The organism is Streptomyces sp. NPDC058576, from assembly GCF_042718715.1.
Classification (GTDB): domain Bacteria; phylum Actinomycetota; class Actinomycetes; order Streptomycetales; family Streptomycetaceae; genus Streptomyces.
Genome location: NZ_JBHXPF010000021.1, coordinates 1 through 26,802 on the forward strand (window position 1 = coordinate 1; position 26,802 = coordinate 26,802).

Genomic DNA, 26,802 nt, shown 5'->3' on the forward strand with positions numbered 1-26,802 from the left:
GCCTCCCCCACGAAGTACCCGGAGACGGCGACCACCGCGACCCGGATCGCGTGGCGCAGGATCGGTGAGCCGTGGTGCAGCTCGCGGCGCATCGCGGCCAGCACCACCGGGACCAGTTGCAGCAGCGTGGGCCGCTGCCGGGTGTCCGGGGCGAGGTCGGAGGGGACCCCGCTGTCGGTGCCGGTGCCCTCCGCGATCTCCAGGACGTCGTCGAGCAGGGCCGAGAGCCGGTCGGCGGCGCGGCGGGCGGGACCGACGAGGATCACGTCGTTGTCGGGGGTCTTCAGGACGCCCAGGTCGGTGGCGGAGAGGTGGACGGGCTCGCCGTGCCGGACCGCGCGCGCGGCGGCGTCCAGGACCGATCCGGCCGCGCCGAGCAGCTCGTTCACCCAGAGCCGCTCCAGTCCGTCGCCGGGCACCCCCATCGCCGGGTCGGCCAGCGAGGCCAGCACCGGGCGCAGCCGCTCGGCCACCCCCCGGGCCCCGTGCAGTTCGGCGGGGCGGCGGCGGGCCTCGCGCGGGGTGACGGCGGCGGCGCTGCGGGCGGTCATCAGGGGCAGCGGGTCGAAGGGGGCGACCGGGTCGTGGCGCAGCCGGCGGGCGTAGTCGGCCTCGGCGGCCAGGGCGTCGGCGAGCGCGTCGCGCTGGGCGCCCCATCTGCGGACGGGGAAGAGGACGATCAGCGCCGCCTGGACCAGGCCGCCGACGGCGATCATCCCCGCGTGGGCGGCGGCGTCCACCACCGAGGTGGGCAGGGTGATCGTCACCAGCATGATCGCGACGTTGGAGGAGGCGATGATCCCGCCCGTGGGCCCCGCCGCCCAGGCGAGACCGGCGAGGAAGGTCCAGAGGCCGAGCAGGCAGAGGAAGAGCACGACGTGCGCGCCGCTGACGTAGCCGACGAACGTCGAGACGGCGAGGCTGGCGCCGGAGACCAGGGCGAGGACGGGGCGCGGGCGCCAGCTGCGCTGGAAGGTGGCGATGGCGGCCTGGAACGCGCCGAACGCGGAGCTCGCCGCGATCTCCGGCCCGAACAGCACGAGGCTGATGCCGACGACGAGGGCGAGGCCGGCCGCACCGCGAAAGGCGATGAGGGGTTCCAGCCTCTGCCGCTCGATCTCCAGCCCCGAGCGGGCGGTCTCCTTCAGCGCCCGGAGCCAGCTCATGGGCCGAGCCTAACCGTGCATCGTAGGACAAGCTCGACTTAAGCCGTGATTTCGCCCTCGGGTCGGTGGGACGCGCCGCCCATGCGGGCGCGGTCGGCGGCCTCCGTGCCGTGCGTCCAGCCGTCCAGGTCGGACACTCCGCGGAGCCGGGTGGTCGTGGTCCTCGGGAACATCCGCCCGGCGGCGTCGGCGACCGCGACGTCCCGGGCGGCGAGGACGGGGAGCAGCCCGCCGACCGCCCCTCCTTCCGGACCTGTGCCGGTGTCCGCAGCCGCCGTGATCCGCTCGGCGTCAGCGGCCAGCCGTCGGCCGAGGCGCTGGGCGTACCCCATCAGGAACGCCTGCCGGAAGGTCTTGGTCCGCTTGCGCCCTCCGGCGCGCTGCCCGGCCTCCGCCCGGGTCATCGCGGCCGTCCCCTGGACGAGCAGCGAGGTGAACAGCAGCTCCACGGCCTCCAGGTCGGGCTCGAAGCCGACGACCGTGGAGAAGCCGAGATCGTCGTTCCACACGGCCCGGCAGCGGTTCGCGGAGGCGACGGCGTCCAGCAGGATCGCCTTGGCGCTCTCGTACGGGGGCTCCACCCCGATCCGGCAGGCCCCCGGTGTCTCGCGGCTCCGCGTCCGGGCGGCGAGGAGGGCCTCGTCGATGGTGTGCCGGGCCATCAGCTCCTGCGCCTTGGTGGTCAGCGCCTCGGCCTCCTCCGGGAAACCCGTCGCCTCCGCCTTCGCCAGCAGCGCCCGGATCCGGGTGAGCATGCGGGGCTCACCGGCGGCGGGCGGCCGGTGCAGCGGGCCGGCCGCTGTGCCGGGCGGCGGTCCCACGGGCTCGATGGCGGGCAGCCGCAGCAGCAGCCGGCACAGCTCCAGCAGGTCACCGGCGTAGCTGAACCGGTCGGGGCGGTTGCGGGGCACGGGCGGCGGAAGTTCGGCGAGCTGCTGCCGCCAGCGGGGCGGCAGCTCCGGGTACCGGGCGGTCTCGGCGGCGATCAGGGTCGCGGCCAGCGCCGCCCGCCGCTCGTCCAGCTCCCGGCGGACGAACCGGACCAGGTCGGCGGGGTGCCAGCCCCGCTCCCACGCCCGGCGTACGAACTCCTCGCCGCGCCGGTGCGCCTCGTCGTCGGCGTCCGGGGCGGCGGCGAGCAGGGACGCGCCGGTGTCCAGGGCGGCGTCGCCCTCCGCGTAGAGGGCCGCCGCGCACGCCCGGTCGATCACGGATTCCATCCGGCCAAGGGTAGGCGGACCGCTTCCGGGAGGACCGCCTCAGGGCGGCGGGGGCGGTCGGAGGCCGGGTCCGGGCGGCGGGGCCGGTCGCGGGACGAATCCGGGCGGGGGTCGGATCCGGGGCGTTGTCAGTGGCGGGTGCCGGATCCGGGGCGTTGTCAGTGGCGGGTGCCAGACTCGCACCCATGACCGAACGGTGGGCGGTGGCGGCCGCGGACGGGGGCGGGGCGCTGCTCGCGCCGCTGGCGCGGGACGGCACGCCCGCCGGGCCGGTCATCGCCGAGCCCGACCTCGTCGAGGCGGTCCGCTCCCGCCCCGACGTGGTGCGCTGGGTGTGGCGTTCGACCGCCGGTGTCTATCCCCGGCTGCTCGCCGCCGGGGTCCGGGTCGAGCGGTGTTACGACATCGAGTGCGCCGAGCTGCTGCTGCTCGGGCACGCCGGGCGGCTCGGCGAGCCCCGGTCGGCCGCCGCCGCGCTGGCCCGCCTCGACCACGCGCCGGTGCCGCCGGACCCGCCCGCCCGGTCCGCCGAACCGGGCGCGCAGTCCTCCCTCTTCGAGCCGTCGTCGGGGACCGGGGTGCCGTTCGAGGGGCTCCTGCGGGTCTATGCGGACCAGGTGCGCCGGCACGACGCGGCGGAGCACCCGGACCGGATGCGGCTGCTGACCGCGTCGGAGTCGGCGGGGATGCTCGTCGCCGCCGAGATGCACCGGGCAGGGCTGCCCTGGCGCGCCGACGTCCACCGGGAGCTGCTGCACGGACTGCTGGGCGAGCGGTACGCGGGCGGCGGCGAGCCCCGCAGACTCGCCGAGCTGGCGGACGAGGTGTCGGCGGCGTTCGGCAGACGGGTCCGCCCCGACCTGCCCGCCGATGTGGTAAAGGCGTTCGCGCGGGCGGGCATCCCGGTGAAGTCGACCCGGCGGTGGGAGCTGGAGGGGCTGGACCATCCGGCGGTGGAGCCGCTGATCGCGTACAAGAAGCTGTACCGGATCTGGACCGCCCACGGCTGGTCCTGGCTCCAGGACTGGGTGCGCGAGGGCCGCTTCCGCCCGGAGTACCAGCCGGGCGGCACGGTCAGCGGCCGCTGGACGACGAACGGCGGCGGGGCCCTCCAGATCCCCAAGGTGATACGGCAGGCCGTCGTCGCCGATCCGGGGTGGCGGCTCGTCGTCGCGGACGCCGACCAGATGGAGCCCCGGGTGCTGGCGGCGATCTCCCGCGACCGGGGGCTGATGGAGGTGGCCGGACATGACGGCGACCTCTACAAGGCCCTGTCGGACCGGGCGTTCTCCGGCGACCGCGAGCACGCCAAGCTGGCGCTGCTCGGGGCGATCTACGGCCAGACCTCCGGGGACGGGCTGAAGAACCTGGCCGCCCTGCGCCGCCGCTTCCCGCTCGCCGTCGCCTATGTCGACGACGCGGCGCGGGCGGGCGAGGAGGGGCGCCTGGTGCGGACCTGGCTGGGCCGGACCAGTCCGCCGGTCGTCTCGGCGGGCCAGGACGAGGAGGCGGGCATCCCCCAGGAGGACCCCGAGGGCTCCGGTGACGCCCTGGGTCCCGGGGCCGCCTCCGGCGGCGGCACGGCGCGGGCCCGGGGGCGCTTCACCCGTAACTTCGTGGTGCAGGGCAGCGCGGCCGACTGGGCGTTGCTGCTCCTGGCCGGGCTGCGCCGGACGCTGCACGAGCAGGGGCTGCGGGCGCGGTTGGTGTTCTTCCAGCACGACGAGGTGATCGTGCACTGCCCGGCCGAGGAGAGTGCCGCCGTGGTGGAGGCGATCCGCGCGGCGGGCGAGCTGGCCGGGCGGACCGCCTTCGGACGGACTCCGGTGCGCTTTCCCTTCACGACGGCGGTGGTGGAGCGGTATGCGGACGCGAAGTGACCGTACGGACCGGAAAGCGCCCCGTTCACGCGCCGGACGGCGTGAACGGGGCGCGGGCGGTGGTGCGCTCGCCGTCTCTCTCGTCTACCCGCGTTCCCACAACGCGGGGACGTTCGGCGGCTCCCAGCCGGACATGGCCCGGTGCGCCTGCAGACAGCGGTAGGCGACCCCGCCGTACGTCACGCGGTCGCCCGCGCGGTAGGAGGTGCCGGACGACCAGCTGGTCCCCGGCTCGGTGGGTGGATCGGTGGGCGGATCGGTCGGGCCGGGCGGCTGGGCGACGTCCAGGACGAAGTCGAAGGAGCCCTGACGCCCGTTCCCGACGCTGCGGACGTTCATCAGCAGCTCCGGGTCGAACAGGGCGTCGGTGGTGTTGCGCGGCTCGTTCGGGAAGTACAGCTGGGTGGTGAGGATGCGGCCGCCGGGCGCCTGCGCCTTCACGTGGAGGTGCCGCGTACGGCCCGGGTAGAGGCCCGGCACGACGGTGGTGAGGCTGAACGACCCGTCCGCGCCGGTGAACTGGTGCCCGCGGAAGGCGAACCGCGCCATGTCGTAGGCCCCGTTGGTGTCGGCCTGCCAGAAGTCGAGCAGAGCCCCGGAGAGGGGCCGGCAGGCCCGGCCGAAGACGTAGCCGCTCACGGTGAGCGGTACGCCGGGGGTCCCCGGGGTCACCAGGCTGGTGCGGCGCGGCGAGTCGGGCTTGAAGTACGGCCCCTCCATCTGCGGCGGCGTCGGGTCGTCGCCGTCGTCGCACTCCGGGGTGGGGGCCAGGGGCCCGTTCCCGGCGGAGGCGGCGTCCCGGGCGAGCGCGACGCCTCCTCCGGCGAGCAGGGGCGCTGCGCTCGCGACGAGCGCGGCCTTCAGGAGACCTTTGCGGCTGATCCGCCGCCGGTCCCCCGACGCCTCGTCGGACGCGTTCGGGTCGTGGGGGGTCGCGTTGTCCGTGTGTGGGGTCATGACGGTTTCCTCGGAGTCCTCGGTGGGCCTCGACGCGGGGAGGCGGGAGGCGGGGAGGTTCAGGAGGTGCTGCTGCGGGAGTGCCGGTCCGCGCCGGTCAGATCCGCTGCCAGAGCGCCGGGACGGCCGCGGGGGTCCAGCCGGGCTGCGCCGTGTGCGGCTGGAGGCAGCGGTAGGTCGCTCCGCCGTACGTCACCGTGGCTCCGGCGGCGTATGCGGTGCCGGCCGCCCAGGTGCCGCCCGGCGGGTCGGTGGGCGGGTTCGTCGGCGGCGTGGTGGGCGGGTCGGTGGGCGTACCGCTGGTGACCAGGGTCAGCCCGTACGCCTGGAGCAGCGGGTTGAGCGGCTGGAAGTAGGTCGTACCGCCCGACGAGCAGTTGCCCGAGCCGCCGGAGGTGACGCCCTGCGCCTGGTTGCCGGAGATGTACGAGCCGCCGGAGTCGCCCGGCTCGGCGCAGACGCTGGTGCGGGTCACGCCGGAGATGGTGCCCTCCGGGTAGGTGACGCTGGTGTTGAGCTGCTGGATGGTGCCGCAGTGCCAGCCGGTGGTGGAGCCGGAGCGGCAGACCGAGGCGCCGGCCACGGAGGCGGTGGACCCGGCGACGGTGACGTCGCCCCGCCCGTAGCCGTTCACCAGCGGTCGCGGCGTCCAGTTGGCGTTGGTGGCGACCCAGGCGTAGTCGCGGCCGGGGAAGGTGGAGCCCTGGAAGGTGCCCTGGGCCTGCTGGTTGAAGCCGTTGGTGGTCGTGCCGACCCGGCCGCAGTGCCCGGCCGTGGCGAAGCCGTTCTGAGTGCCGCGCTTGACGGAGAAGCCGATGGAACAGCGGCCCGAGCCGTTCATGTAGTACGCGTCGCCGCCCCGGAGGTCCGCGAAGGTGCGTTGCTTCTCGGCGGACCGGGCCACGGTGACGAGGCCGCTGTCGGCCCCGGCCGCCTTCACGAACGCCTCTCCGGCGGCGGTGCTCGCGGCGTTCACGACGACCCGGTTGGCCTCGACGTCGACGTACCAGACGGGCACGTCCTTCGGGGCCTTGCGCAGCGCGGCCCGGTCGAGGGTCTCCTTCACGCCTTCGAGCCGGTCCAGGCTGTGGGCGACGACCTCGGCCTTCGCTCCGGCCTCGGTGATCCGGGCGGCCTGGGAGGCGTCGGTGGTGGCGACGGTCAGGGTCGCCTTCCCGCCACTGACCCGGGCTCCGGCGAAGTGGGCGCCGAGGGACTTCTCCAGCCCGGCGGCGACGGCGGCGGCACGGTGTTCGTTCGCTATCCGGCCGCGGGCGTCGTCCGCGTCCAGGCCGAGGTCGCGCTCCATGGCGGCCAGCAGTCCGGGCGACAGACTGTCGGCGGAGACCGGCGGGACGGCGGTGCCCGCGGGGTCGGCGGACGCCACGCCGGTCAGCCCGGCGAGGGCGAGCGCGCCCACGGCCACCGTGGCGGTGCCGGCGGCGAGGGCGCGTCTGCGGAGCGTGGTTCTCTCCACGTAACTCTCCTTGGTTCAGGGGATGTCCGGATCCGGCGGGGGTTGGTCCGGACCAGGGAATTGCCGAAACCGTAGCGGCGGTGACGCCCGGCACAGGAGATCCCGTTCGCCCCCTCCCTCCGCGTTATGGGGCCGGGCGCCCGCGGAGAGCCGGAAGCCGTCTCCCTTTCGGCGGGGCGCCCGGGTAGGTTCGCCCTCATGCACACAGGGCAACTTCTGGGCTCGGGACGCACCGCCGACGTGTACGCGCTCGACGGCTCCTGGGTCCTTCGCCGTTACCGGGACCGCACGGACACCACGGAGGAGCTGGCCGTGATGAGTTACGTCGGCGCCTTCGGCTTCCCGGTGCCCCGCATCGGCCCGCCCGCCGAGGGGGCCCGCCCCACGGACCTGGTGCTCCAGCGGCTGACCGGCCCGACCCTGGCCGAGTCCCTGCTGGCCGGGCGGCTGGGGGCGGCCGAGGCGGGGACGCTGCTCGCCCGGCTGCTGCGCGAGCTGCACGCGATACCGCCCCGGGTCTCGACGAACCCGGAGGACTGCGTGCTCCACCTGGACCTGCATCCGGAGAACGTGATGCTGACGGCGGGCGGCGCGGTGGTGATCGACTGGTCCACCGCGGCGGAGGGCCCGCCCGGCCTCGACCGGGCGATGTCGGCGCTGACCCTGGCCCGGATCGCGCTCGACCCGGCGTTCCCGGCCGGGGCGGACGTACGGTCGTTGCTGGCGGTGCTGCTGGCGGAACTCTCCGACGAGGGCGGCGCGTCGGCCGCCGACCTGACGCTCGCCCGCACCCGCCAGCAGCGGAACCCGTATCTGACCGGGGACGAACGGGACCGCCTGGACCGGGCGGTTGACCTGGTGCTCGACGCCTCAAGCCTCTGAGGCGAACCGAGCGCCTCCGGGGAGATCAAGCCCCTCCGGCGCCTGAAAAGCGGGGGGGCGGGGCTCGGGCTCCGGGGCCCGGGGGGCGGGGGGCGGGAGCCCGGGTGGAGCCCCCGAAAGCCCGGTTTCAGCGCCGCCCGCGCTTCGCGTCCCGCACGCGCCGCAGCCGGTTCACCGTGACCGGGTCCACCCGCAGCGCCCGCTCGTCCTCGATCAGCGCGTTCACCAGCTGGTAATAGCGGACCGGTGAGATCCCGAGCTCCTCGCGGATCGCCCGTTCCTTCGCCCCGGGCCCCGCCCAGGAACGCCGCTCCAGGGCCAGCAGCGCCCGGTCCCGTGACGACAGCTCGTCGGCGCCGGGCGGCGCGGGCACGGCCGGGGCGTCGTGGTGCTCAGGGTCGGGGGCGGTCATATCAACCAACCTAATGCCCACCCCCGACACCGCACGCGCGACCGCGCCCCTCGTGCGCGGCCCGTGGCCGCTACTCGGCGGACTCCGCCTGCGTCGCCTCGGCGGCTATCCCTCCGAGGATGCTCTCGGGGTTGCTGCCCGGCGCGACCGCGCCGCCGATGTTCTTCTTGATCGCGTCGCTGACCGTGGCCCAGGACGTCTTGCCGAACGGGGGCAGGGTCGAGTTGGGCAGCGCGGCCAGGAACTCGTGCAGCTTCTCGTGCTTCTTGTCGGTCTCCATGGCGGCCGAGGCGCTGCCGGTCACCGGGAGGAGGTCATACTCCTCGGCGAACTCCAGCACGTTCTCATCGGAGTAGGCGTAGTCGAGGAACTTGCCGATCTCCTTGCGGTGACCGTTCTCCTTGAAGCCCATCATCCAGTCGGCGACGCCCATGGAGCCCGTGGTCGGGCCGTCGGAGCCGGGCAGCGGCACCATGCCGACCTTGATGCCCTTGGCCTCGGCCTCGTCCATCAGGGTGGGGTGGCCGTTGAGCATGCCGACCTTGCCCGCGGTGAACGCCTCGAACGCCTTCGCCCGGTCCAGCTTGCCCGGCGCGACCGGGCCGGTGAGGCCCTTGCCGACGAGGTTGTCCCGCAGCCAGCGGAACGTGGCGACATTCTCGGCCGAGTCGATGTCGTACGAGCCGACGTCGTCGGTGTAGCCGCCGTTGCCGCTGAGCAGCCACATCAGGGTCTCGGCCTGGGCCTCCTCCTGGCCGAGCGGCAGGGCGAAGGGGTAGTCGACGCCCTCCGCCTTGAGGGCTGCGGCGTCGCTGCTGATGTCGTCCCAGGTCTCGGGGGCTTCCAGGCCCGCCTGGTCGAAGAGCTGCTGGTTGTAGAAGAGCAGCCGGGTGCTGGCGACGAAGGGCAGGCCGTACAGCGTGCCGTCGACCTTGCCCGCGTCGGTGAGCGACGGCAGGAAGTTCGCCGCGGTGCGGATCGCGAGCGTCTCGTCGGCGGTGTAGAGCTTGCCCGCCTTGGCGTAGTCCGCGTACGCGCCGATCTGGGCGACGTCCGGGGCATTGCCGTCCTTGACCATCGCGGCGACCTCGCGGTCGACGTCCTTCCAGGAGAGGACGGTGACCTCGACCTTGATGCCGGGGTGCTCCTTCTCGAAGCCCGAGGCGACCCCGCTCCAGTACTTCTCGGAGCTGTTCTCCGGTCCGGTGCCGTAGTCGGCGGCGACCAGTCTGAGTGTGACGTCGCCCGAGCCGGCATCACCCCCGCAGGCCGACAACGTTGCCGTCATTCCCAGCGCGGCCACCGCCGCGGTCAGACCCAAAAAGCGCCGCTGCACAGCCTCGCCCATCCTCGTTGATACGCCTGCTCACGGACGGTGTGCACGGCGTCGGCCGGCGGCCTCGCTCGACCGCGGCAGTGCCGCCCTGTCCTGGACACCGTCCGGATGAACTGCGATTTTCCCCCATAGCCGACGCGAAGGTCTACACCACCGGCGTATCGCTTCGGCAACGTATAGGGGCCCCGGGGACCACAACTGGCTTGCGGCTACTGGCAGTCCGGGGGCCCCAGCCCGTATCTTGGTCCAGACCTTTACGCCGGATTCCGCCAACCCGGGCTTCCGATTTAGTAACTTTCCGGCAGAAAAAGATCTACCTTCACCCGTTCGTCATTTTGTATGGGTGCGCAACAAACGGCGCTAGTGGACTAGACCTTTTTGGGTCGGCGGGCGAAACTGTCTCCCGTGAGACATGTCATCGCCCTCGATGTGGGCGGCACCGGAATGAAGGCCGCACTGGTCGGGACCGACGGCACCCTCCTCCACGAGGCGCGGCGGGCCACCGACCGGGAGCGCGGCGCCGACGCGGTCATCGAGTCGATCCTCGCCTTCGCGGCGGATCTGCGGGCCCACGGCGAGGAGCACCTCGGCGAGAGCGCCGTCGCCGCCGGGGTCGCCGTGCCCGGCATCGTCGACACCGAGAAGGGCATCGCGGTGTACGCCGCGAACCTGGGCTGGCGCGACGTACCGCTGCGCGCCCTGCTCGCCGAGCGGCTCGGCTCCGTCCCGGTCGCCCTCGGCCACGACGTCCGCACCGGCGGGCTCGCCGAGGGCCGCATCGGGGCCGGGCATGGCTCGGACCGCTTCCTGTTCGTCCCGCTGGGCACCGGGATCGCCGGGGCCATCGGCATCGCGGGCGCGATCGAGGCGGGCGCCCACGGGGACGCGGGCGAGATCGGCCACATCGTCGTCCGCCCGGACGGCCCCGACTGCAGCTGCGGCCAGCGCGGCTGTCTGGAGACGCTGGCCTCCGCCGCCGCGGTGACCCGGGCCTGGGCCGCCGCGTCCGGGGACCCCGGGGCGGACGCCGCGGACTGCACCAAGGCCGTCGAGTCGGGCGATCCGGCGGCGATCGAGGTCTGGCGCGACGCGGTCGACGCGCTCGCCGCCGGCCTCGTCACCGCGCTCACCCTCCTCGACCCGGGCACGCTCATCATCGGTGGCGGTCTCGCCGAAGCCGGGGAAACCTTGTTCACACCACTGCGTGCGGCGGTCGAGGAACGCATCACGTTCCAGAAGCCGCCCCACATCGTCCCGGCGGCCCTCGGGGACACCGCCGGATGCCTGGGCGCGGGGCTGCTCGCCTGGGATCTACTCTCCACGGAGGTTTCCGCCTGATGGCCGGACGCGCAGCAGACAGCACCGTTCTCGCCGGCGCCCGGGTGGTGCTCCCCACCGGCACCGTCGAGGACGGCCGGGTGACGGTCGACGGCACCCGGATCTCCGGTTCCGCACCGGAGGGCGCCCGGGTCATCGACCTCACCGGCCACTGGGTGGTCCCCGGCTTCGTGGACATGCACAACCACGGCGGCGGCGGGGCGTCCTTCACCTCCGGCACCGTGGACGAGGTCCTGACCGGCATCCGCACGCACCGCGAGCACGGCACCACCACCATGGTCGCCTCCACGGTCACCGGCGAGATGGACTTCCTCGCCCGGCGTGCGGGCGTCCTGTCCGAGCTGGTCGAGCAGGGCGATCTGGCCGGGATCCACTTCGAGGGCCCCTTCATCTCGCCGTGCCGCAAGGGCGCCCACAGCGAGGAGCTGCTGCGCGACCCGGACCCGGCCGAGGTCCGCAAGCTGCTGGACGCCGCGCGCGGCACCGCCCGGATGTTCACCCTCGCCACCGAGCTGCCCGGCGGCATCGACTCCGTGCGGCTGCTCGCCGAACACGGGGTGATCGCCGCGATCGGCCACACGGACGCGACGTACGAGCAGACGGTCGAGGCCATCGACGCGGGCGCGACCGTCGCCACGCACCTGTTCAACGCGATGCCGCCGCTCGCCCACCGCGAGCCCGGCCCGATCGCGGCCCTCCTGGAGGACGACCGGATCACCGTCGAGCTGATCAACGACGGCACGCATCTGCACCCGGCCGTCCTGGAGCTGGCCTACCGCCACAAGGGCGCCGGCCGGGTCGCGCTGATCACCGACGCGATGGACGCGGCCGGCTTCGGCGACGGGGAGTACCAGCTCGGCCCGCTCGCGGTCGAGGTCACCGACGGGGTGGCCCGGCTGGTGGAGGGCGGCTCGATCGCCGGCTCCACGCTCACCCTGGACACCGCGTTCCGCCGGGCCGTCACCCTCGACGCGATCCCGGTCGAGGACGTCGTCCGGTCCATCTCCGCCAACCCGGCCCGGCTGCTCGGCGTCTACGACCGGGTCGGCTCGCTGGACGCGGGCAAGGACGCCGACCTGGTGGTCCTCGACGAGGACTTCGTCCTCACGGGCGTCATGCGCCGGGGCGAGTGGATCATCGAGCCGAAGACGGCCTGAGACCCGCGGGCCGTTGACCATGCGACGCGAGCCCCGCGGGCTGTTGAACACGTAACGAAGAGATGGCGGTCGGCGCCCGGGACTGGGCCGACCGCCATCGCTTTGACATGATCATCAGCATCGCGTGCCGCGAGCGGCAGGCGCGCACCGCTGGGGCCACGCACCGAGGGAGGGACCGGACCAGGTGATCCTGACCGTCACCCTGAACACCGCGCTCGACGTGACGTACACCGTCGACGCGCTCGTCCCGCACGGCAGCCACCGGGTCGGCGAGGTCACCGAACGCCCCGGCGGCAAGGGCCTCAACGTCGCCCGGGTGCTGGGAGCCCTCGGCCACGACAGCGTGGTCACCGGCTTCGTCGGCGGCGCGACCGGAGGCGTCCTGCGCGACCTCCTCGCCCCGCTCCCGCCGCGCGACGCCCTCGTGGAAGTCGCCGGGAACACCCGCCGCACCCTCGCGATCACCGACCGCTCGACCGGCGACACCACCCAGCTCAACGAACCCGGGCCGCAGGTGAGCCCCGCCGAGTGGGCCGCCTTCCTGCGGACGTACGAGGAGCTGGTCGGCGGGGCCGGGGCGGTCGCGCTCTGCGGCTCCCTGCCGCCCGGCATCCATGTCGGGGCCTACGCCGAGCTGGTCCGGATCGCCCGCGCCGCCGCCGTGCCCGTGCTGCTGGACACCAGCGGCGAACCGCTGCGCCGGGGCATCGCCGCCCGCCCCGACCTGGTCAAGCCGAACGCCGAGGAGCTGGCCCAGCTGACCGGCTCCCGCGAACCCCTGCGCGCCGCGGGCGACGCCCGCCGCCGCGGGGCCCACGCGGTGATCGCGTCGCTCGGCCCCAAGGGCGTGCTCGCGCTCACCCCGGACGGCATCTGGCGGGCCGCCCCGCCCGCGCCCGTGCGCGGCAACCCGACCGGCGCGGGCGACTCCGCGGTCGCCGGGCTGCTGTCGGCCCTCGCCGAGGGGCTGCCCTGGCCGGAGCGCCTCGCCCGGGCGGTGGCCCTGTCGACGGCGACCGTGCTGGCCCCGACGGCCGGCGAGTTCGACGCGGCGGCCTACGCGGAGCTGCTGCCGCGCGTCACGGTGGAGCCCTACGTTCCGGCTCCCTGACCGCCCGGACAACATCGGTGTCCTGCCTCACCTGAGGCACGGTAGTGAACAAAAATCCTGTCGCTTCGGGAATCATTCAGCAGAAATGACCGAAAAGCACGTTATGCCTCGCACGCAGCCCGAACAGCTTAGACTGACGGCCGCATAAAACCCGAATCACCGTGTTAATCTCCCATCATGATCATCAGGAAGAATGCTTTCAAAGCTGCCGGGATCGCCGCAGTCACGCTGGGCGCCACTCTGCAGTTGACAGGGTCTGCTCAGGCCGTCCCCCTCAGCGCCTCCTGCGCCGTCGTCGGCGCCTCTGCGAAGGTAAACACCAACCGGGATGGCGCAGACGACCGCGTCGACTTCGTCATGTACTTCTCCGACGACAAAGCCGACGGTCACCACGCAAGGGCGCGCCTCGTCACGAAGGACGTCAACGGCACGGTCAAGAGGTGGGGTTGGCACAAGGACACGAACGGGGCGAACAACGGAACAATCAAGTACACGTCCTACGCCACCAACCCCTCCGGCATATTCTTCGTTGGCGTCGAGGCAGCTGTATTCGAGGGCGAGAAGAAGCTGGATTCCTGCACGGCCTGGGGCGCCTAGCCACTTTCGCCTAAAATGAGAAGCCCCCCTGAAAGTCACTCAGGGGGGCTTCTCCAGGCCATCTAGGAGGTGGCTTGCGTGACCTCGACCCAATCCAGGATCACGTCACACTGGTTACCGGTCTCACACGAGATCTTGATCTCGTTCTGGCCGGATTGCAAAGTTACCGGAGCCCAAGTGGTCTGCCAGTTCTTTTCCCAGTCCGGGTCAGAAGACTTGATGAAGTTCTTCAAACCGATCGGCTGACTGTTCTTCTTTCCATTCACCGTCAGGGTGGCGTCGGCATCCTTGGCCGGGACCGCATAGCGAACGGCAAGACGGTACTCCCCTTCATGCTTCATCTCCGCCCGCCAGGTCACGGATGAGCCGACGTTGTTGAAGCCGGTGACATACACCCCGTTACCCCCCTGAGCCCCGTCGAGCGAGCTGTCCACGGTGGCCGAGCCGCCCAGCGTCAGCGTCGCCGCGTCCTGCTTCGGCAGCTCGACCGGCTTCGGCGTCTCCTCGGGCTTCTTCTCCGGCTTCTTCGACTCCTCGACCTCGCCGGCGGGGCCCTCCGAGGACGACGCCTCGTTCTTCTTGTCGTCCTTGTCGCCGTCGTCGCCCGTGAGCAGGGCGGCGCCGATGCCGATGAGGACGACCGCGACCACGGCGACCGCCGCGATCAGGAGCGCCTTGGTGTTCGGGCCCCCGCGACCCGTGCCGCCGCCATGACCGCCCTGGGCCGGGGGCTGCCCGTGGGACGCGCCGCCGGGGTAGGTCTCGGGGGCCGCGTACTGCGGGTTCTGCCGGTTGTACTGCTGCGCGGGCTGGCCGTAGCTCTGCTGGGGCGGGTAGCCGTACCCGCCCTGCTGCTGCGGCACCTGCTGCTGGCCGTACTGGCGCTCGCCGACGGCACGCACCTGGTTGTAGGACGTTCTGGGCACGCCGGGCTGCGCGGCCGGACCCGGGTAGCCGTAGCCGCCCTGGCCGGGCGCCTGGGCGCCTGCCGCCTGTCCGTCCGCGTACAGATAGCCGAACGGATCGTCGTCCTCGGGCTTGCTCGCGCCGTTGTTTCCGGCCGTCATCCCTGGGTCACTCCTCACCATCTCGCCAGCCGTCGCCGACCGGCCGAGCCTACCTCGAACGGAGCAGCCCCCGAATTGCGCTCACCCACCGGGACGGCCCCCGGGGAACGGGTACGGGGTAGGGGGAGAAACGGGCCGTGAACGTCATCCGGCCCTGCGGTGAACCTTCGACCGGGACCGCTTTTCCACGTACATCCGCTGGTCGGCGGAGCGCAGGACCTCTTCGACGGTCATGCCGCACTCGGCCCAGCCGATGCCGAAACTCGCCCCGACCCGGACCGCCCGGCCGTCGACCCTTATGGGCGGAATGATGGCATTTCTCAGGCGAACGGCCAGGTCAGCGGCGTCCGCCGCTCCGAGGCCGTCGGCGAGAACGACGAATTCGTCACCCCCGAGCCGGGCGACGGTGTCCCCGTCGCGCACACAGGTGCTCAGCCGCCGGGCGACCTCGATGAGCACGGCGTCGCCGGTGTGGTGTCCGAAGCGGTCGTTGATGGACTTGAAACCGTCGAGGTCGCAGAAGAGGACCGCGAGCCCCTTCGTCCCGTCGTCGTGCTCCGGATCCGGCGCCACCGTGTGCACATGGTGCTCGAAGGGCCCGCCGCCGGGGATCGCCTCGCCCTCGTAGCCGTCGGCCTGATAGCCGTGGGTGAGGGAGGACTCGACGTCCCCGTACGCCGCGTCCAGCGCCTCGATCGCGGTGGCGGCCGGGGAGTGCGGCCGCTCGCAGATCCGGGCGCTGAGCCGCGATTTCAGCTCGGCGCTGTTCGGCAGCCCGGTCAGCGCGTCATGCGAGGCACGGTGGGCGAGGTTCAGCTCGTGCCGCTTGCGCTCCTCTATGTCCTCGACATGGGTGAGCAGGAAGCGCGGCCCGTCGGCGGTGTCCGCGACGACGGAGTTGCGCAGCGAGACCCAGAGGTAGGTGCCGTCCCGGCGGCTGAGGCGCAGCTCGGCCCGGCCGCCCTCGGCGGAGGTGCGCAGCAGGGTGCCGATGTCCTCGGGGTGGACCAGGTCGGCGAAGGAGTAGCGGCGCATGACGGAGGCCGGGCGGCCGAGCAGCCGGCACAGGGCGTCGTTGGTGCGCAGCAGCCGGCCCTGCTGATCGCCGCCCATCTCGGCGATGGCCATCCCGCTGGGCGCGTACTCGAAGGCCTGCCGGAACGACTCCTCGCTGGCCCGCAGCGCCTGCTGCTCCCGCTCCAGCCGGACCAGGGCACGCTGCATGTTGGCCCGCAGGCGGGCGTTGCTGATCGCGATGGCGGCCTGGGAGGCGTACATCTGGAGCGCTTCGCGCCCCCACGCGCCGGGGCGGCGGCCGTTGCGCGGCCGGTCGACGGATATGACCCCGAGCAGGTCCCGGCCGCCCGCGGAGGCGTACATCGGGGCGTAGAGCCGGTCGAGCGGGTGCCACTCGTCCTCGAACCGGGGTTCGGGCCCCTCGGTGTGCCACTGCGGTACGTCGTCGTCGAGGAGGACCCAGCCCTCGGTGTGCGGGATGAACCGGAGGTTGTCCCAGGCCTCGCCCATGGAGAGGCGGCGCTCCCAGGAGGCGCGGGAGCCGACGCGGCCCGTGATCAGGGCCTCGGCGGCGGCGTTGCCCGCGAAGGCGGCGATGACGAGGTCACCGTCCGGCCGGACCAGGTTGACGCAGCCCAGCTCGTAGCCGAGGCCGGCGACGATCCCGTCGGCCACGGTCTGCAGCGTGTCCGCCAGACTCCGCGCCGTATTGAGATCAGCGACGGCCTGATGCAGCTGCCGCATGGTCGCAAGGCGGACGTACGGTTCCGACTCGGCCTCCATCGCTCGCACTCCCCGAGACCTCGACAGCAACTCCAGGTTTCATATCGACGTACTTGTTGCAGTGTCACGGCCACTGAATCACAGTGAGCTGTGCACCCGGTACACAGGGTCAGCAGAAAATGGACTCTGTGACTCAAGTCACAACAGATGGCCGGGGGATGCCGGTGACTCACGGCGACGGCGATCGTTCCGCGGTCACCGGGAGGGACGGGTTCCCCTTGTGTGCGCCCGCGCACGCCCCTGCCGACCGTTTCCGAACCCTGCCCACCCTCCCGGCGCCCAGAACCTCCGCACCCTCCGGCCCGGAGTCCTAGGACCTGCCTGGTCCCCTGGCCCGATGCGACCGGCCGGTCCCCGCGGTTAGCGTCTGTGTGTGCTCCAGACGAAGCCCCCCACCCCGCGCCCCGAGCCCATCCCCCATGCTGAGGGAGTGAGCAACGACGAGTTCCGCGCCGCACTCGCGCGGCTGGCCGCCGGGGTGGTGCTGGTCACCGCCCAGGAGCCGCCCCTCGACGAGGACGGCCGGGGCGAGGACGTGGGCATGACGGCGACCGCCTTCATGTCCGTGTCCCTGGAACCGCCCCTGGTGATGGTGAGCCTGCGCAACGGCTCCCGGATGGACGACCTGCTGGACGAGCAGCCGCTGTGGGCGGTCTCCGTCCTGGCCGCGAGCCAGCGGCACATCGCGGGCCGGTTCGCCATGAAGGGCCGGATCAGCGACCGCCTGCTGTTCGAGGACGTCGCGTACGTACGGGGCGAGGTGACGCACGCTCCGCTGATCGGCGGGGCGCTGGCGACACTGGAGTGCCGCACCGAGCAGCGCGTGGTGGCCGGGGACCACACCCTGGTGATCGGACGGGTGCTCACGGCGGAGCTGCCGAGCCCGGAGGGCGACCCCCTGACGTACTTCAAGGGGCGCTACCGGCAGCTGGGGTGACGGGGCGTGCGCCCTGTCGTCACCGGTCGCGGCGCGGCCACGGTCGCGGTGCCCCGACGAGTCGCGGTGCCGCTGCCCGTCGCGGCGCGGCTACCAGTCGCGGCCCGAGCGCCCGCGCTTGGTGTCGCCGCGCTGCTTCTTCTCGCGCAGCCTGCGCTCGTTGATCCCGCGCGGGATCTTCCGCTTGATCCGGGGCTTGGGCGGCGGCGCGGTGGCCTCGGCCAGGAGGGCGGTGAGCCGAACGGCGGCCGTCTCGCGGTTGCGCCACTGGGAGCGGTGCTCGGAGGCCCGTACGGAGATCACCCCGCCCACCAGTCTGCCCGCGAGCCGCTCCAGCGCCCGCGCCTTCCACACCTCGGGGAGCGCGTCGGTCGCCGCCAGGTCGAAGCGCAGCTCCACCTGGGAGTCGCTGGTGTTGACGTGCTGGCCGCCGGGCCCGGAGGACCGCGAGAAACGCCACATGAGCTCGGCCTCCGGGAGGGAGACCGAGCCGCGGATGACATAGGGCCCGGACATGACACCCATGGTCCCTCCCTCGCGCCCTCTTCGTCACCTTCTTTTGCACGGCTCCTCCTCCCCTCGTCCGGAGGAAGTTCGCAAAGAAAGTAAAGGGACCAGGAACCTCGTGGTCTGCTGCTTGCGTTAGGACGGGTGACGGTAGCTTTCGTGATGGCACGAAGCCCGCACACGACGAGGAAAGGGACTTCCCATGGCAGTAAGCCTGTCCAAGGGCGGCAACGTCTCGCTCACCAAGGAGGCACCGGGCCTTACCGCCGTCACGGTCGGCCTCGGCTGGGACGTCCGTACCACCACCGGCACCGACTTCGACCTCGACGCCTCGGCGATCGCGGTCAACCCGACGGGGAAGGTCGTCTCGGACGGCCACTTCGTCTTCTTTAACAACAAGTCGACGCCCGACCAGACCATCGTGCACACCGGTGACAACGTCACGGGTGAGGGCGAGGGCGACGACGAGCAGATCAACGTCAACCTGGCGGGCCTGCCGGCCGACGTGGACAAGATCGTCTTCCCGGTCTCCATCTACGACGCCGAGAACCGCAGCCAGAACTTCGGCCAGGTCCGCAACGCGTTCATCCGCGTCGTCAACCAGGCCGGCGGCACCGAGATCGCGCGCTACGACCTCAGTGAGGACGCCGCCACCGAGACCGCCATGGTCTTCGGCGAGCTGTACCGCAGCGGCGCCGAGTGGAAGTTCCGCGCGGTCGGCCAGGGGTACGCCTCCGGTCTGCGCGGCATCGCCCAGGACTTCGGCGTCAACCTCTGACGCGTCGCCCCGAGCGCACATCTGCTTCACCCGCTTCACCGGAGCCCCCGGCCGCCTTCGCGGCCGGGGGCTCCGGCGTGCGGTGCGACGGCCCGTCAGTCCGGTGACCCAGTACCGCTAAAACCCGCCACTTCGCCGAATACCGGACAGGGCGGCACCCCATTCGTACAAGAACTGGTCAAAAACTTGTGAGGCAATTGTCAGCACACCATCAACTTCGCTCATTCGATGGCACGCTCTCCGCTCGTAGTCCCCCCACAGGACGACCGACGGAGAACCCACATGAACCTCCACACCACCCCCCACAACTCCCGCGCCCCGCGCACCACTCGACGGCTCGCAGCACTCGCGGCGACCGCCGCGATGGTCGTCGCCGGTGTCCAGGCCGGATCCGCCGTCGCCACACCCGACGACGCCCGCGCCACCGCGGCGAAGCCCGCCACGGCGGCCGCGCTCGGTGTGAACGCCTCGGCGCAGCGCGCCACGGCCATCAAGGCGGCCCAGGCGGACGCCTCTTCCGCCGCGAAGGCCCTGAAGCTCGGCGGCCAGGAGAAGCTGATCGCCCGCGACGTCATCAAGGACGCCAAGGGCGCGGTCCACACCCGCTACGAGCGCACCTACGACGGCCTGCCCGTCCTCGGCGGGGACCTGATCACCCACACCACCGCCGCCGGCAAGCTCCGCAGCGTCGACAAGGCGACCGACGCGAAGATAGCCGTGGCGTCGACGACGCCGAAGCTGAAGGCCGCCGCGAGCGCCCGCAAGGTGATCTACGCGGGCGGCGAGAACCCCGTCCTCGCCTGGGAGACCGTCAAGAAGGGCGTTCAGAAGGACGGCACGCCCAGCCGCGTCCACACCATCACCGACGCCACCACCGGAAAGAAGCTGCACAGCTACGAGGCGATCGAGACCGGCACCGGCAACAGCCAGTACAGCGGCGAGGTCGAGATCACCACCACGAAGTCCGACGCGGGCTTCGAGCTGACCGACGGCGAGCGCGGCGGCCACAAGACGTACGACCTGAACCAGGGCTCCTCCGGCACCGGCGCACTCGTCACGGACGACGACGACACCTGGGGCGACGGCACGGGCGCGGACCGGCAGACCGCCGCCGTCGACGCCCACTACGGCGCGGCGAAGACCTGGGACTTCTACAAGACCGCGCTCGGGCGCGACGGCATCGCGGGCGACGGCAAGGCCGCCTACTCCCGGGTCCACTACGGCGAGAACTACGTGAACGCCTTCTGGGACGACAGCTGCTTCTGCATGACGTACGGGGACGGCGAGGGCAACAAGAACGCGCTCACCTCCATCGACGTCGCGGCCCACGAGATGACCCACGGCCTCACCTCCGCGACCGCCAACCTGGAGTACGCGGGCGAGTCCGGCGGCCTCAACGAGGCGACCAGCGACATCCTCGGCGCCTCGGTGGAGTTCTTCGCCGGCAACGCCTCGGACGCCGGGGACTACCTCATCGGCGAGAAGATCGACATCAACGGCGACGGCACCCCGCTGCGCTACATGGACAAGCCCTCCAAGGACGGCAACTCGGCGGACTTCTGGGACGAGAACCTCGGCAACCTGGACGTCCACTACTCCTCCGGCGTCGCCAACCACTTCTTCTACCTGCTCGCCGAGGGCAGCGGAAAGAAGACGATCGACGGCGTCGAGTACGACTCCCCGACCTCCGACGGCTCGACGCTGACGGGCATCGGCCGGGAGAAGGCCTACCAGATCTGGTACAAGGCCCTCTCCGTCTACATGACCTCCACCACCGACTACGCGGGCGCACGCGTCGCGACCGAGAAGGCGGCGACCGACCTGTTCGGCGCGGACAGCGAGGAGCTGAAGGCGGTCTCGGCCACCTGGACCGGGGTCAACGTCAAGTAACGCTTCACCTACGGACGTACGGAAGCCGGTCAGCCCTCGACGGGCGGCCGGCTTCCGCCGTACAGCCAGGCGTCCCACAGCTCGGTGAGGTCCTGCCCCGTCTCTTCCTCCACGTACGCGGTGAAGTCGTCGGTGGAGGCGTTGGCGTGCCGGTACTTCTTCGTCCAGCCCCGGACCAGGGCGAAGAACGCCTGGTCGTCGTCCATCGCGAGCCGGACGCGGTGCACGACCATGGCCCCGCGCCCGTACACCGGCGGGTCGGAGAGATCGAGGGCGGCGGGCGGACCGGCGGGCGGGAAGGCCCAGTTGGCGTCGTCCTCGTACGCCTCCTGGAAGCTCTCCCCGACCGGTACGTCGTCGTGGTCGGCGGCCCAGAGCCACTCCGCGTACGTGGCGAAGCCCTCGTTCAGCCACATGTCCCGCCAGGTCCTCGGGGTGACGGAGTTCCCGAACCACTGGTGGGCCAGCTCGTGGACGAGGAGCGTGGTGTCGGGCGGGCCGGGGAAGAAGGGCCGGTTCTGAGTCTCCAGGGCGTACGTCGAGTCGTCCGTGCGCCCCACGATCGCCCCGGCGGAGGTGAAGGGGTAGGGCCCGAACCTGGCCTGCGACCACGCCAGCACCGCCGGGATCTCCGCGAGCACGTCCTCGCTCGCCGCCTCCGACTCCGGGTCCACGGCGGTGAACAGGCGGATGCCGTCGGGCGTGCGCGACTGCCGGGTGGTGAACCCGCCCACGGCGACGGTCGCCAGATAGCTCGCCATCGGCTCGGCGGTCCGCCAGTGGTAGGCGGTGCGGCCGTTCTCCGTACGCCGGGCGACCAGCTCCCCGTTGGAGACGGCCTTCAGCGGATCGGGGACGGTGACCTCGATGTCGTACGCGGCCTTGTCGCTCGGGTGGTGGTTGCCGGGGAACCAGGCCATGGAGCCGGTCGGCTCGCCGAGGGCGACCGCCCCGTCCGCCGTCCGCAGCCAGCCCTCCTGTTCGCCGTCCGCGTCGGTGATGGCTTCCGGGGGGCCGGAGTAGCGCACGACAGTGGTGAACGTGCGCCCCTCGCGCAGCCGGTCGTCGACCGAGGCGTCGGGGCGGATCGTCAGCTCCTTGCCCGCCCGGTTCACGGCGGCCGGGCGGCCCTCCACGGTGGCGCTCTCCACGTCGAGTCCGGCGAGGTCCAGGTGGAAGGCGCTCAGGTGCTCGGTGGCGCGGGCGGTGATCGTGGCCGTACCGCGCAGGTGGTCGGCGGCGGGGTCGACGTCGAGCTTCAGGCCGTAGTGGGTGACGTCGTAGCCGCCGTTGCCGAGCCCGGGGAAGTACGGGTCACGCAGCCCGACCGCGCCCGGGGTTCCCTCGACGCCGCCGGTGCAGCCCGAGCCGAGGAGGGCGAGGGCCAGGGCGAGCAGGAGGGGGGCGGCGGCCGGGGTGCGGTGGTTCACCGGTCGATCCTAGGTCGCGGGGCGACCGGGGGCGGTCCGGGCTTTCCGGGGCGGGCCTGGCCTCCGGGCCCAGGGCCTGGCCTCCGGGCTCCGGGGCCTGGCCTCCGGGCTCCGGGGCCTGGCCTCCGGGCTCCGGGGCCTGGCCTCCGGGCCCAGGGCCTGGCCTCCGGGCCCAGGGCCTCCGGTGCTGGAAGGAGCCGCCCGCCTCGGGGGAAGAGCGGGCGGCTCCCAGCTCAGAGGACGGCGATACCGAGGGGCCGGTTGCCTGCCTTCAGGGAGACGGGCTCGCTCTCCTCGTCGTCCAGGTCGACGACCGTGATCCCGTTCCAGTACCCGTCGCGGGTGAAACCGCCGGTCACGTACGCCGTGCGGCCGTCCCGCGACACCGCCACGTCCTCGTGCGGCCCGTCCAGCGGAACGACCCGCTCCGCGCCGTCGGGGGTGCGGACGGTGAGCGAGGGGTCCTCGTCGTCCGGGCCGATCGGGCCGGTGCCGACGACGAGGAGGGTGCCGTCGGGGGCCAGCGTCGCACCGTGCTGGTGGGTGTCGGCGGTCATCCGCTCGATCGTCACCTTGCCGCTGCGCGGGTCGAGCACGGCCAGCCGCTCCCCCTCGAAGGGCAGCAGCAGCTTGCCGTCCCCGGGGCGTACGACGGCGTAGTGCGGCTTCAGCCAGGAGCCGAGCCCGCCCTCCGTGCCGTACGGGGCGACCTCCATGCGCCGGGTCCTCAACGTGTCCGCGTCCACCGCCGTCACGTCGAAGGAGTCGTGATCGGTGGCGTACACCTCGCGGCCGTCCGGCGACACGTCCACGTCGAAGGGGCGCATCCCGACCTTCGCGGTGCCGGTGACCTCGCGGGTCGCGGTGTCGATGACCTCGACCGCGCCGTCCTCGCCCGGCACGTTGACCCCGACGTAGACGTGCTTCCCGTCCGGGGCCAGGGCGATGCCCATGCCGCCGCCCCGGTACTCGCCGGTGGTGACCGGGCCGGACTCCGTCGCGTACGGGACCAGCGCGAGCCGGGTCCGCTTCTGCGTGTCGACGACCGCGACGCCCTCGGCGGTGGCGACCCAGGCCCGCCCGTCCTCGCCGACGACGAGTCCGTAGGGCGCGGTGCCGACCTTCACCGAGGCGATGGGCGCCCCGCCCGTCCCGGAACCGTCCCGGCCGGGGTCGACGAAGGTCACGGTGTCGCCGCCGAAGTCGGCGACGAGCAGCGTGCCGTCGGGGGTGCGGCCGGCGGGGGCGCGGGAGGGGTCGGGGGTCTCCACGGTGCCGGTCGCGGCGGACGCGCCCGGGGTGTCCGGGGCGGCCTCCGTCGTGCCGCTCGCGCACCCGGCGAGCAGGGCGGCGGCGAGCACGCCGAGCGCGAGGCGGCGGGCGCGGACGGCGGCTCGGGGGCCGCGGGGCGCGGTCACGCGGCGTTCCGCAGCTGGGCGGCCAGCTCGGCGAAGCCCCGCCGCTCGGCGTGGGCCAGGGGGGTCACCCCGTCGCCGTCGGGCAGGTCCCGCGTCGCCCCGGCCGCGAGCAGCAGCTCCACGACCTGCTGGTGCGCGCGCCCGCCCTCGCCGAGGATCACCGCCTCCAGCAGGGCGGTCCAGCCGAGCCGGTTGACGTGGTCGACGTCGATGTCGGTGACCCGCAGCACCTCCCGTACGTAGGCGACATGGCCGCGCTCGCTCGCCGGGATGAGGGAGACCCCGCCGAACCGGTTGCGCAGGGTCAGGTCCGGGCCGGCCGGCAGCAGCACGTGCAGCATCGCGACGCTGCCGGTGACCCCGGTGGCCAGCCACGGGGAGTCCTCGCGCCGGTCCTGGGCGTTCGGGTCGGCCCCGGCCGCCACGAGCAGCCGCGCCGCCTCGACGTGGTCGCCGAGGACGGCGAGCAGCAACGGCGTACGCAACCCCTCGTCGCGGACGTCGACCCGTGCGCCGCCCTCGATCGCGGTGCGCACACCGGTGGTGTCGCCGGTGCGTGCGGCGGTGAGCAGGTCGTGATCGAGGGCCTTCATGGGTACTCCGTTCCCGTCTGTCGTGCGGAGGTGACTGCGGAGGTGACTACCGGGCGAGCGAGGCGACGCCCGCCTGGGCGAACTTCTCGTCGAGGTCGCCGCTGGGCGCGCCGGCCACGCCGATGCCCGCCACCGGGGCGCCCTTGGCCTGGACCGGGGCGCCGCCCGCGAGGAACAGGGTGCCGGGGATGTCCTTCAGGTTCGGGGCCTGCTCCAGGCGCTTGGCCAGCTCGGAGGTGGGGGCGTTCCAGGAGACGGCGGTGTACGCCTTCTTCACCGCGGACTCGGGGGACTGCGGGCCCGCGCCGTCGCCGCGCAGGGAGACGATGGTGTTGCCGTTGCGGTCGACGACCGCGACGGAGACCCGCTGGTTCTCCTTCTTCGCCGCGTCCAGCGTGGCCTGCGCGGCCTTGGTGGCGGCGGCCACGGTCAGGTGCGTGGTCTGCTGGAGGTTGCGGTTGCCGGTGTCGGCCTTGACCGCGGCGGCGGGGGCGGCCGCCGGGGCGGAGGCGCTCGCGGACATCGCGCCGAACGTGCCGGCCCCGAGGGCGGCGACGACGACGGCGCCGGTGACGACACGGGTGCGCAGCGACAGCTTCTTCATGGTGGCTCCTTGGTGATCCGGGGCGGCCCGGTGGCTTGGGGGCGAGGCGGCCCGGAGGTGGTCCGGGCGTTTCGCTCTGGTATCGATCCTCCCGGCGGATCCGGCCCCGTACGGTCGGCGTAGCGGCTGGAAGCGGCGCGCGGGACGGTCGACGTCCCCGTCAGCCGATCGGTTGATGCGGAAGTGGCCGGATCGGGTCACCATGGAGGGGTTTACGCAGGTCAGCGACGGAACGTGAGGTACGTGGTGGAGCACCGCAGCGGTTCGCCGGACGCGGCGGGGGCCGAGGCCGGGGGCCCCGGGATCTCCGGCTCGGACCCCGACGCCCGCTGGCTCACGCTCCTCATGCACGCCGCGTTCTTCCTGCTGCTCGGCGCCTCGCTGACCCGGTTCCTGATGCGGCACCCCGGCGAGGCCCGCACCCCGTGGATCATCGCCCTGTCGATCACCCTGGCGGTGCTGTACCTCCTGGGGCCCGTCCTCGGCTCGCGTCCCACCCCGCGCCGGCTCACCTGGCTCGGGGTGCTCGTCCTCGTCTGGATGGTGCTGGTCGTCCTCGCGCCGAGCTTCGCGTGGTGCGCGGTGCCGCTGTTCTACACCGGGCTGCGCATCCTGCCGCCGCGCGCGGCCCTCGCGCTGGTCGCCCTGCTCACCGTGTTCGTCGTGGCCGCGCAGCTGCGCCTGGCCGACGGATTCGACCCGAACCTGGTCCTCGCCCCGCCCGCGGTCGCCGCCGTGGCGACCGCCGTCTTCGTCCATATGCAGCGCCAGGCGGTTCGTCAGCGGGAACTGGCCGCACGCCAGCGCGAGCTGATCGACGACCTGCTCCGCACCCGGCGCGAACTGGCCGCCACCGAACGGCGCGAGGGGACCCTCGCCGAGCGCCAGCGGCTCTCCATGGAGATCCACGACACCCTGGCGCAGGGCCTGTCCAGCCAGCAGATGCTGCTCCAGGCGGCCGACCGGACCTGGAGCGCCGACCCGGACGCCGCCCGCCGCCACGTCCGTACGGCCACCGGCATCGCGGAACGCAACCTCGCCGAGGCCCGCCGCTTCGTCCACGACCTGGCCCCCGCCGACCTGGCGGAGGGCGGCGGCCTGGAGGCGGCCCTGCACGCGCTGGCGGCCCGCGAGAGCGCCCAGGCGGAGGGCGCGCTGACCGTCCACTGCCACGTGGAGGGCACCCCGCACGCCCCGCTGCCGGACCGGGTGCAGTCCGCCCTGCTGCGCATCGCCCAGGGGGCCCTGGCCAATGTGCGGGAGCACGCCGGGGCCACCGCCGCCGGGCTGACCCTGACGCACCTCGACGACCGGGTGGTCCTCGACATCGGCGACAACGGCCGGGGCTTCGCGGTGGGGCCCGACGGCGTACGCGACGCCCGCACCGTACGCGGCCACGGGCTTCCGGCGATGCGGGCCCGGGTGCGGCAGCTCGGCGGAACGCTCACGATCGAGTCGGCGCCGGGCGAGGGCACGGTGCTCTCGGCCGAGGTCCCGCTCACCGCGGTCCCGCTCCCCACCACCCCGGAGGACCCCACATGACCGGCGAGGCAACCCCGCCCCCCGCGCCCGTACGCATCCTGCTCTGCGACGACCACGTCGTCGTACGCGCCGGGCTGCTGGCCCTCCTCGGCAGCGAACCGGACATCGAGGTCGTCGGCGAGGCGGGCAGCGGCGAGGAGGCGGTGGTGCTCGCCGCCCGCCTCGCCCCGGACGTCGTCCTCATGGACCTCCAGCTCGGCGAGGGCATCGACGGCGTCGAGGCGACCCGCCGCATCGCCGCCGACGGCACGGTCCACGTCCTGGTGCTGACCACGTACGACACCGACGCCGACATCACCCGGGCCATCGAGGCGGGGGCGACCGGCTATCTGCTGAAGGCGGAGCGCCCCGAGGAGTTGTTCGCCGCGATCCGGTCGGCGGCCCAGGGCCGCACCACGCTCTCGGCTCCCGTCGCGAGCCGGGTGATGGCCCGGATGCGCAGCCCCCGCCCCAGCCTCACCGACCGCGAACGCGACATCCTGGCGCAGCTGTCCCAGGGCCTCGGCAACCGGGACATCGCCCGCGCCCTGTTCATCAGCGAGGCCACGGTCAAGACCCACCTCGGCCGGATCTACGACAAGCTCGGCGTCGACACCCGCGCGGGCGCGGTGTCGGTGGCGAAGGAACAGCGCCTGCTGCCCTGAGTCCCGTCCGGCGTGCGGAACATTCGTCCAAGACACGAGCGGCGAAGTCGGCGACGGTG

Annotated in this window: 23 protein-coding genes and 1 pseudogene; 11 read left to right on the forward strand and 13 right to left on the reverse strand. The window is 72.9% G+C overall.

Annotated elements, in window-relative coordinates; all coding sequences use genetic code 11:
* Together ACFWRV_RS16865 and ACFWRV_RS16870 are read right to left on the reverse strand one after the other, a co-directional pair.
* Positions 1-1,166, reverse strand: a pseudogene (locus ACFWRV_RS16865) (FUSC family protein); the annotation flags it as partial.
* A 38-nt stretch (positions 1,167-1,204) separates the two neighbouring features.
* Complete coding sequence (locus ACFWRV_RS16870) at positions 1,205-2,386, reverse strand: DUF2786 domain-containing protein (protein WP_384334809.1); 1,182 nt, start codon at positions 2,384-2,386, stop codon at positions 1,205-1,207.
* 185 nt (positions 2,387-2,571) lie between these two features.
* Between ACFWRV_RS16870 and ACFWRV_RS16875 the strand changes: the two genes are divergently transcribed.
* Complete coding sequence (locus ACFWRV_RS16875; protein WP_384334812.1) at positions 2,572-4,266, forward strand: bifunctional 3'-5' exonuclease/DNA polymerase; 1,695 nt, start codon at positions 2,572-2,574, stop codon at positions 4,264-4,266.
* 84 nt (positions 4,267-4,350) lie between these two features.
* Here the strand turns inward: ACFWRV_RS16875 and ACFWRV_RS16880 are convergent, their stop codons facing one another.
* The gene (locus tag ACFWRV_RS16880; RefSeq protein WP_384334815.1) at positions 4,351-5,223 is read right to left on the reverse strand and encodes a carbohydrate-binding protein; all 873 of its coding nucleotides are present in this window, start codon (positions 5,221-5,223) and stop codon (positions 4,351-4,353) included.
* A gap of 97 nt (positions 5,224-5,320) precedes the next feature.
* A complete protein-coding gene (locus tag ACFWRV_RS16885) occupies positions 5,321-6,700 on the reverse strand; it encodes an alpha-lytic protease prodomain-containing protein (protein ID WP_384334818.1) in 1,380 nt (459 codons plus the stop codon).
* A 198-nt stretch (positions 6,701-6,898) separates the two neighbouring features.
* Between ACFWRV_RS16885 and ACFWRV_RS16890 the strand changes: the two genes are divergently transcribed.
* A complete protein-coding gene (locus tag ACFWRV_RS16890) occupies positions 6,899-7,582 on the forward strand; it encodes a phosphotransferase (protein WP_384334821.1) in 684 nt (227 codons plus the stop codon).
* A gap of 127 nt (positions 7,583-7,709) precedes the next feature.
* On the opposite strand, the gene ACFWRV_RS16895 is transcribed toward ACFWRV_RS16890, so the two are convergent.
* Together ACFWRV_RS16895 and ACFWRV_RS16900 are read right to left on the reverse strand one after the other, a co-directional pair.
* A complete protein-coding gene (locus tag ACFWRV_RS16895) occupies positions 7,710-7,994 on the reverse strand; it encodes a DUF3263 domain-containing protein (protein WP_384334824.1) in 285 nt (94 codons plus the stop codon).
* 70 nt (positions 7,995-8,064) lie between these two features.
* Positions 8,065-9,342 carry an ABC transporter substrate-binding protein gene (locus ACFWRV_RS16900; RefSeq protein WP_384334827.1) on the reverse strand — a complete coding sequence of 426 codons (1,278 nt, stop codon included), beginning with the start codon at positions 9,340-9,342 and terminating at the stop codon, positions 8,065-8,067.
* Positions 9,343-9,774: 432 nt separating this feature from the next.
* On the opposite strand from ACFWRV_RS16900, the gene ACFWRV_RS16905 reads away from it, so the two are divergent.
* From ACFWRV_RS16905 to ACFWRV_RS16920, 4 genes are all read left to right on the forward strand, one after another.
* Complete coding sequence (locus tag ACFWRV_RS16905; protein ID WP_384335109.1) at positions 9,775-10,668, forward strand: ROK family protein; 894 nt, start codon at positions 9,775-9,777, stop codon at positions 10,666-10,668.
* Complete coding sequence (gene nagA / locus ACFWRV_RS16910; RefSeq protein WP_384334830.1) at positions 10,668-11,825, forward strand: N-acetylglucosamine-6-phosphate deacetylase; 1,158 nt, start codon at positions 10,668-10,670, stop codon at positions 11,823-11,825. The genes ACFWRV_RS16905 and nagA overlap by 1 nt, the downstream gene beginning before the upstream one ends.
* A gap of 184 nt (positions 11,826-12,009) precedes the next feature.
* Positions 12,010-12,936: a 1-phosphofructokinase family hexose kinase gene (locus ACFWRV_RS16915; protein ID WP_384334833.1), complete on the forward strand. Its 927-nt coding sequence runs from the start codon at positions 12,010-12,012 to the stop codon at positions 12,934-12,936.
* A gap of 177 nt (positions 12,937-13,113) precedes the next feature.
* Positions 13,114-13,533, forward strand: coding sequence for a hypothetical protein (locus tag ACFWRV_RS16920; protein ID WP_384334836.1), 420 nt, complete (start codon positions 13,114-13,116; stop codon positions 13,531-13,533).
* Between the two features lie 62 nt (positions 13,534-13,595).
* On the opposite strand, the gene ACFWRV_RS16925 is transcribed toward ACFWRV_RS16920, so the two are convergent.
* Both ACFWRV_RS16925 and cdgB read right to left on the reverse strand, forming a co-directional pair.
* The gene (locus tag ACFWRV_RS16925; protein ID WP_384334840.1) at positions 13,596-14,600 is read right to left on the reverse strand and encodes a CBM35 domain-containing protein; all 1,005 of its coding nucleotides are present in this window, start codon (positions 14,598-14,600) and stop codon (positions 13,596-13,598) included.
* Between the two features lie 144 nt (positions 14,601-14,744).
* The gene (gene cdgB, locus ACFWRV_RS16930; protein WP_384334843.1) at positions 14,745-16,400 is read right to left on the reverse strand and encodes a diguanylate cyclase CdgB; all 1,656 of its coding nucleotides are present in this window, start codon (positions 16,398-16,400) and stop codon (positions 14,745-14,747) included.
* Positions 16,401-16,830: 430 nt separating this feature from the next.
* Between cdgB and ACFWRV_RS16935 the strand changes: the two genes are divergently transcribed.
* Complete coding sequence (locus ACFWRV_RS16935) at positions 16,831-17,337, forward strand: flavin reductase family protein (RefSeq protein ID WP_030720633.1); 507 nt, start codon at positions 16,831-16,833, stop codon at positions 17,335-17,337.
* Between the two features lie 90 nt (positions 17,338-17,427).
* Here ACFWRV_RS16935 and arfB read toward each other — a convergent pair whose 3' ends face one another.
* Positions 17,428-17,862 carry an alternative ribosome rescue aminoacyl-tRNA hydrolase ArfB gene (arfB, locus tag ACFWRV_RS16940; RefSeq protein WP_384334848.1) on the reverse strand — a complete coding sequence of 145 codons (435 nt, stop codon included), beginning with the start codon at positions 17,860-17,862 and terminating at the stop codon, positions 17,428-17,430.
* A gap of 184 nt (positions 17,863-18,046) precedes the next feature.
* Here arfB and ACFWRV_RS16945 point away from each other — a divergent pair, with 184 nt between their 5' ends.
* Both ACFWRV_RS16945 and ACFWRV_RS16950 read left to right on the forward strand, forming a co-directional pair.
* Complete coding sequence (locus ACFWRV_RS16945; protein ID WP_384334851.1) at positions 18,047-18,622, forward strand: TerD family protein; 576 nt, start codon at positions 18,047-18,049, stop codon at positions 18,620-18,622.
* Between the two features lie 282 nt (positions 18,623-18,904).
* Positions 18,905-20,512 carry a M4 family metallopeptidase gene (locus ACFWRV_RS16950; RefSeq protein WP_384334854.1) on the forward strand — a complete coding sequence of 536 codons (1,608 nt, stop codon included), beginning with the start codon at positions 18,905-18,907 and terminating at the stop codon, positions 20,510-20,512.
* A gap of 29 nt (positions 20,513-20,541) precedes the next feature.
* Here the strand turns inward: ACFWRV_RS16950 and ACFWRV_RS16955 are convergent, their stop codons facing one another.
* The 4 genes from ACFWRV_RS16955 to ACFWRV_RS16970 all read right to left on the reverse strand — a co-directional run bounded on the left by ACFWRV_RS16955 (position 20,542) and on the right by ACFWRV_RS16970 (position 24,557).
* A complete protein-coding gene (locus ACFWRV_RS16955) occupies positions 20,542-21,942 on the reverse strand; it encodes a M1 family metallopeptidase (protein WP_384334857.1) in 1,401 nt (466 codons plus the stop codon).
* Between the two features lie 233 nt (positions 21,943-22,175).
* A complete protein-coding gene (locus ACFWRV_RS16960; RefSeq protein ID WP_384334860.1) occupies positions 22,176-23,360 on the reverse strand; it encodes a YncE family protein in 1,185 nt (394 codons plus the stop codon).
* Entirely contained in the window at positions 23,357-23,953 is a 597-nt protein-coding gene (locus tag ACFWRV_RS16965) for an ankyrin repeat domain-containing protein (RefSeq protein ID WP_384334863.1), read from the reverse strand. The genes ACFWRV_RS16960 and ACFWRV_RS16965 overlap by 4 nt, the downstream gene beginning before the upstream one ends.
* A 46-nt stretch (positions 23,954-23,999) precedes the next feature.
* The gene (locus ACFWRV_RS16970) at positions 24,000-24,557 is read right to left on the reverse strand and encodes a heme-binding protein (RefSeq protein WP_384334866.1); all 558 of its coding nucleotides are present in this window, start codon (positions 24,555-24,557) and stop codon (positions 24,000-24,002) included.
* Positions 24,558-24,803: 246 nt separating this feature from the next.
* On the opposite strand from ACFWRV_RS16970, the gene ACFWRV_RS16975 reads away from it, so the two are divergent.
* Together ACFWRV_RS16975 and ACFWRV_RS16980 are read left to right on the forward strand one after the other, a co-directional pair.
* Complete coding sequence (locus ACFWRV_RS16975; RefSeq protein ID WP_384335112.1) at positions 24,804-26,099, forward strand: sensor histidine kinase; 1,296 nt, start codon at positions 24,804-24,806, stop codon at positions 26,097-26,099.
* The gene (locus ACFWRV_RS16980) at positions 26,096-26,743 is read left to right on the forward strand and encodes a response regulator (protein ID WP_384334869.1); all 648 of its coding nucleotides are present in this window, start codon (positions 26,096-26,098) and stop codon (positions 26,741-26,743) included. The genes ACFWRV_RS16975 and ACFWRV_RS16980 overlap by 4 nt, the downstream gene beginning before the upstream one ends.
* The last annotated feature ends 59 nt before the right edge of the window (positions 26,744-26,802 follow it).

Bases quoted from the DNA above. Each gene is read 5' to 3' on its own strand.
- ACFWRV_RS16870 (WP_384334809.1), bottom strand. From the start codon at position 2,386: ATGGAATCCGTGATCGACCGGGCGTGCGCGGCGGCCCTCTACGCGGAG.
- ACFWRV_RS16875 (WP_384334812.1), top strand. From the start codon at position 2,572: ATGACCGAACGGTGGGCGGTGGCGGCCGCGGACGGGGGCGGGGCGCTG.
- ACFWRV_RS16880 (WP_384334815.1), bottom strand. From the start codon at position 5,223: ATGACCCCACACACGGACAACGCGACCCCCCACGACCCGAACGCGTCC.
- ACFWRV_RS16890 (WP_384334821.1), top strand. From the start codon at position 6,899: ATGCACACAGGGCAACTTCTGGGCTCGGGACGCACCGCCGACGTGTAC.
- ACFWRV_RS16895 (WP_384334824.1), bottom strand. From the start codon at position 7,994: ATGACCGCCCCCGACCCTGAGCACCACGACGCCCCGGCCGTGCCCGCG.
- ACFWRV_RS16900 (WP_384334827.1), bottom strand. From the start codon at position 9,342: ATGGGCGAGGCTGTGCAGCGGCGCTTTTTGGGTCTGACCGCGGCGGTG.
- ACFWRV_RS16905 (WP_384335109.1), top strand. From the start codon at position 9,775: ATGAAGGCCGCACTGGTCGGGACCGACGGCACCCTCCTCCACGAGGCG.
- nagA (WP_384334830.1), top strand. From the start codon at position 10,668: ATGGCCGGACGCGCAGCAGACAGCACCGTTCTCGCCGGCGCCCGGGTG.
- ACFWRV_RS16920 (WP_384334836.1), top strand. From the start codon at position 13,114: ATGATCATCAGGAAGAATGCTTTCAAAGCTGCCGGGATCGCCGCAGTC.
- ACFWRV_RS16925 (WP_384334840.1), bottom strand. From the start codon at position 14,600: ATGACGGCCGGAAACAACGGCGCGAGCAAGCCCGAGGACGACGATCCG.
- cdgB (WP_384334843.1), bottom strand. From the start codon at position 16,400: ATGGAGGCCGAGTCGGAACCGTACGTCCGCCTTGCGACCATGCGGCAG.
- arfB (WP_384334848.1), bottom strand. From the start codon at position 17,862: ATGGGTGTCATGTCCGGGCCCTATGTCATCCGCGGCTCGGTCTCCCTC.
- ACFWRV_RS16945 (WP_384334851.1), top strand. From the start codon at position 18,047: ATGGCAGTAAGCCTGTCCAAGGGCGGCAACGTCTCGCTCACCAAGGAG.
- ACFWRV_RS16950 (WP_384334854.1), top strand. From the start codon at position 18,905: ATGAACCTCCACACCACCCCCCACAACTCCCGCGCCCCGCGCACCACT.
- ACFWRV_RS16965 (WP_384334863.1), bottom strand. From the start codon at position 23,953: ATGAAGGCCCTCGATCACGACCTGCTCACCGCCGCACGCACCGGCGAC.
- ACFWRV_RS16970 (WP_384334866.1), bottom strand. From the start codon at position 24,557: ATGAAGAAGCTGTCGCTGCGCACCCGTGTCGTCACCGGCGCCGTCGTC.
- ACFWRV_RS16980 (WP_384334869.1), top strand. From the start codon at position 26,096: ATGACCGGCGAGGCAACCCCGCCCCCCGCGCCCGTACGCATCCTGCTC.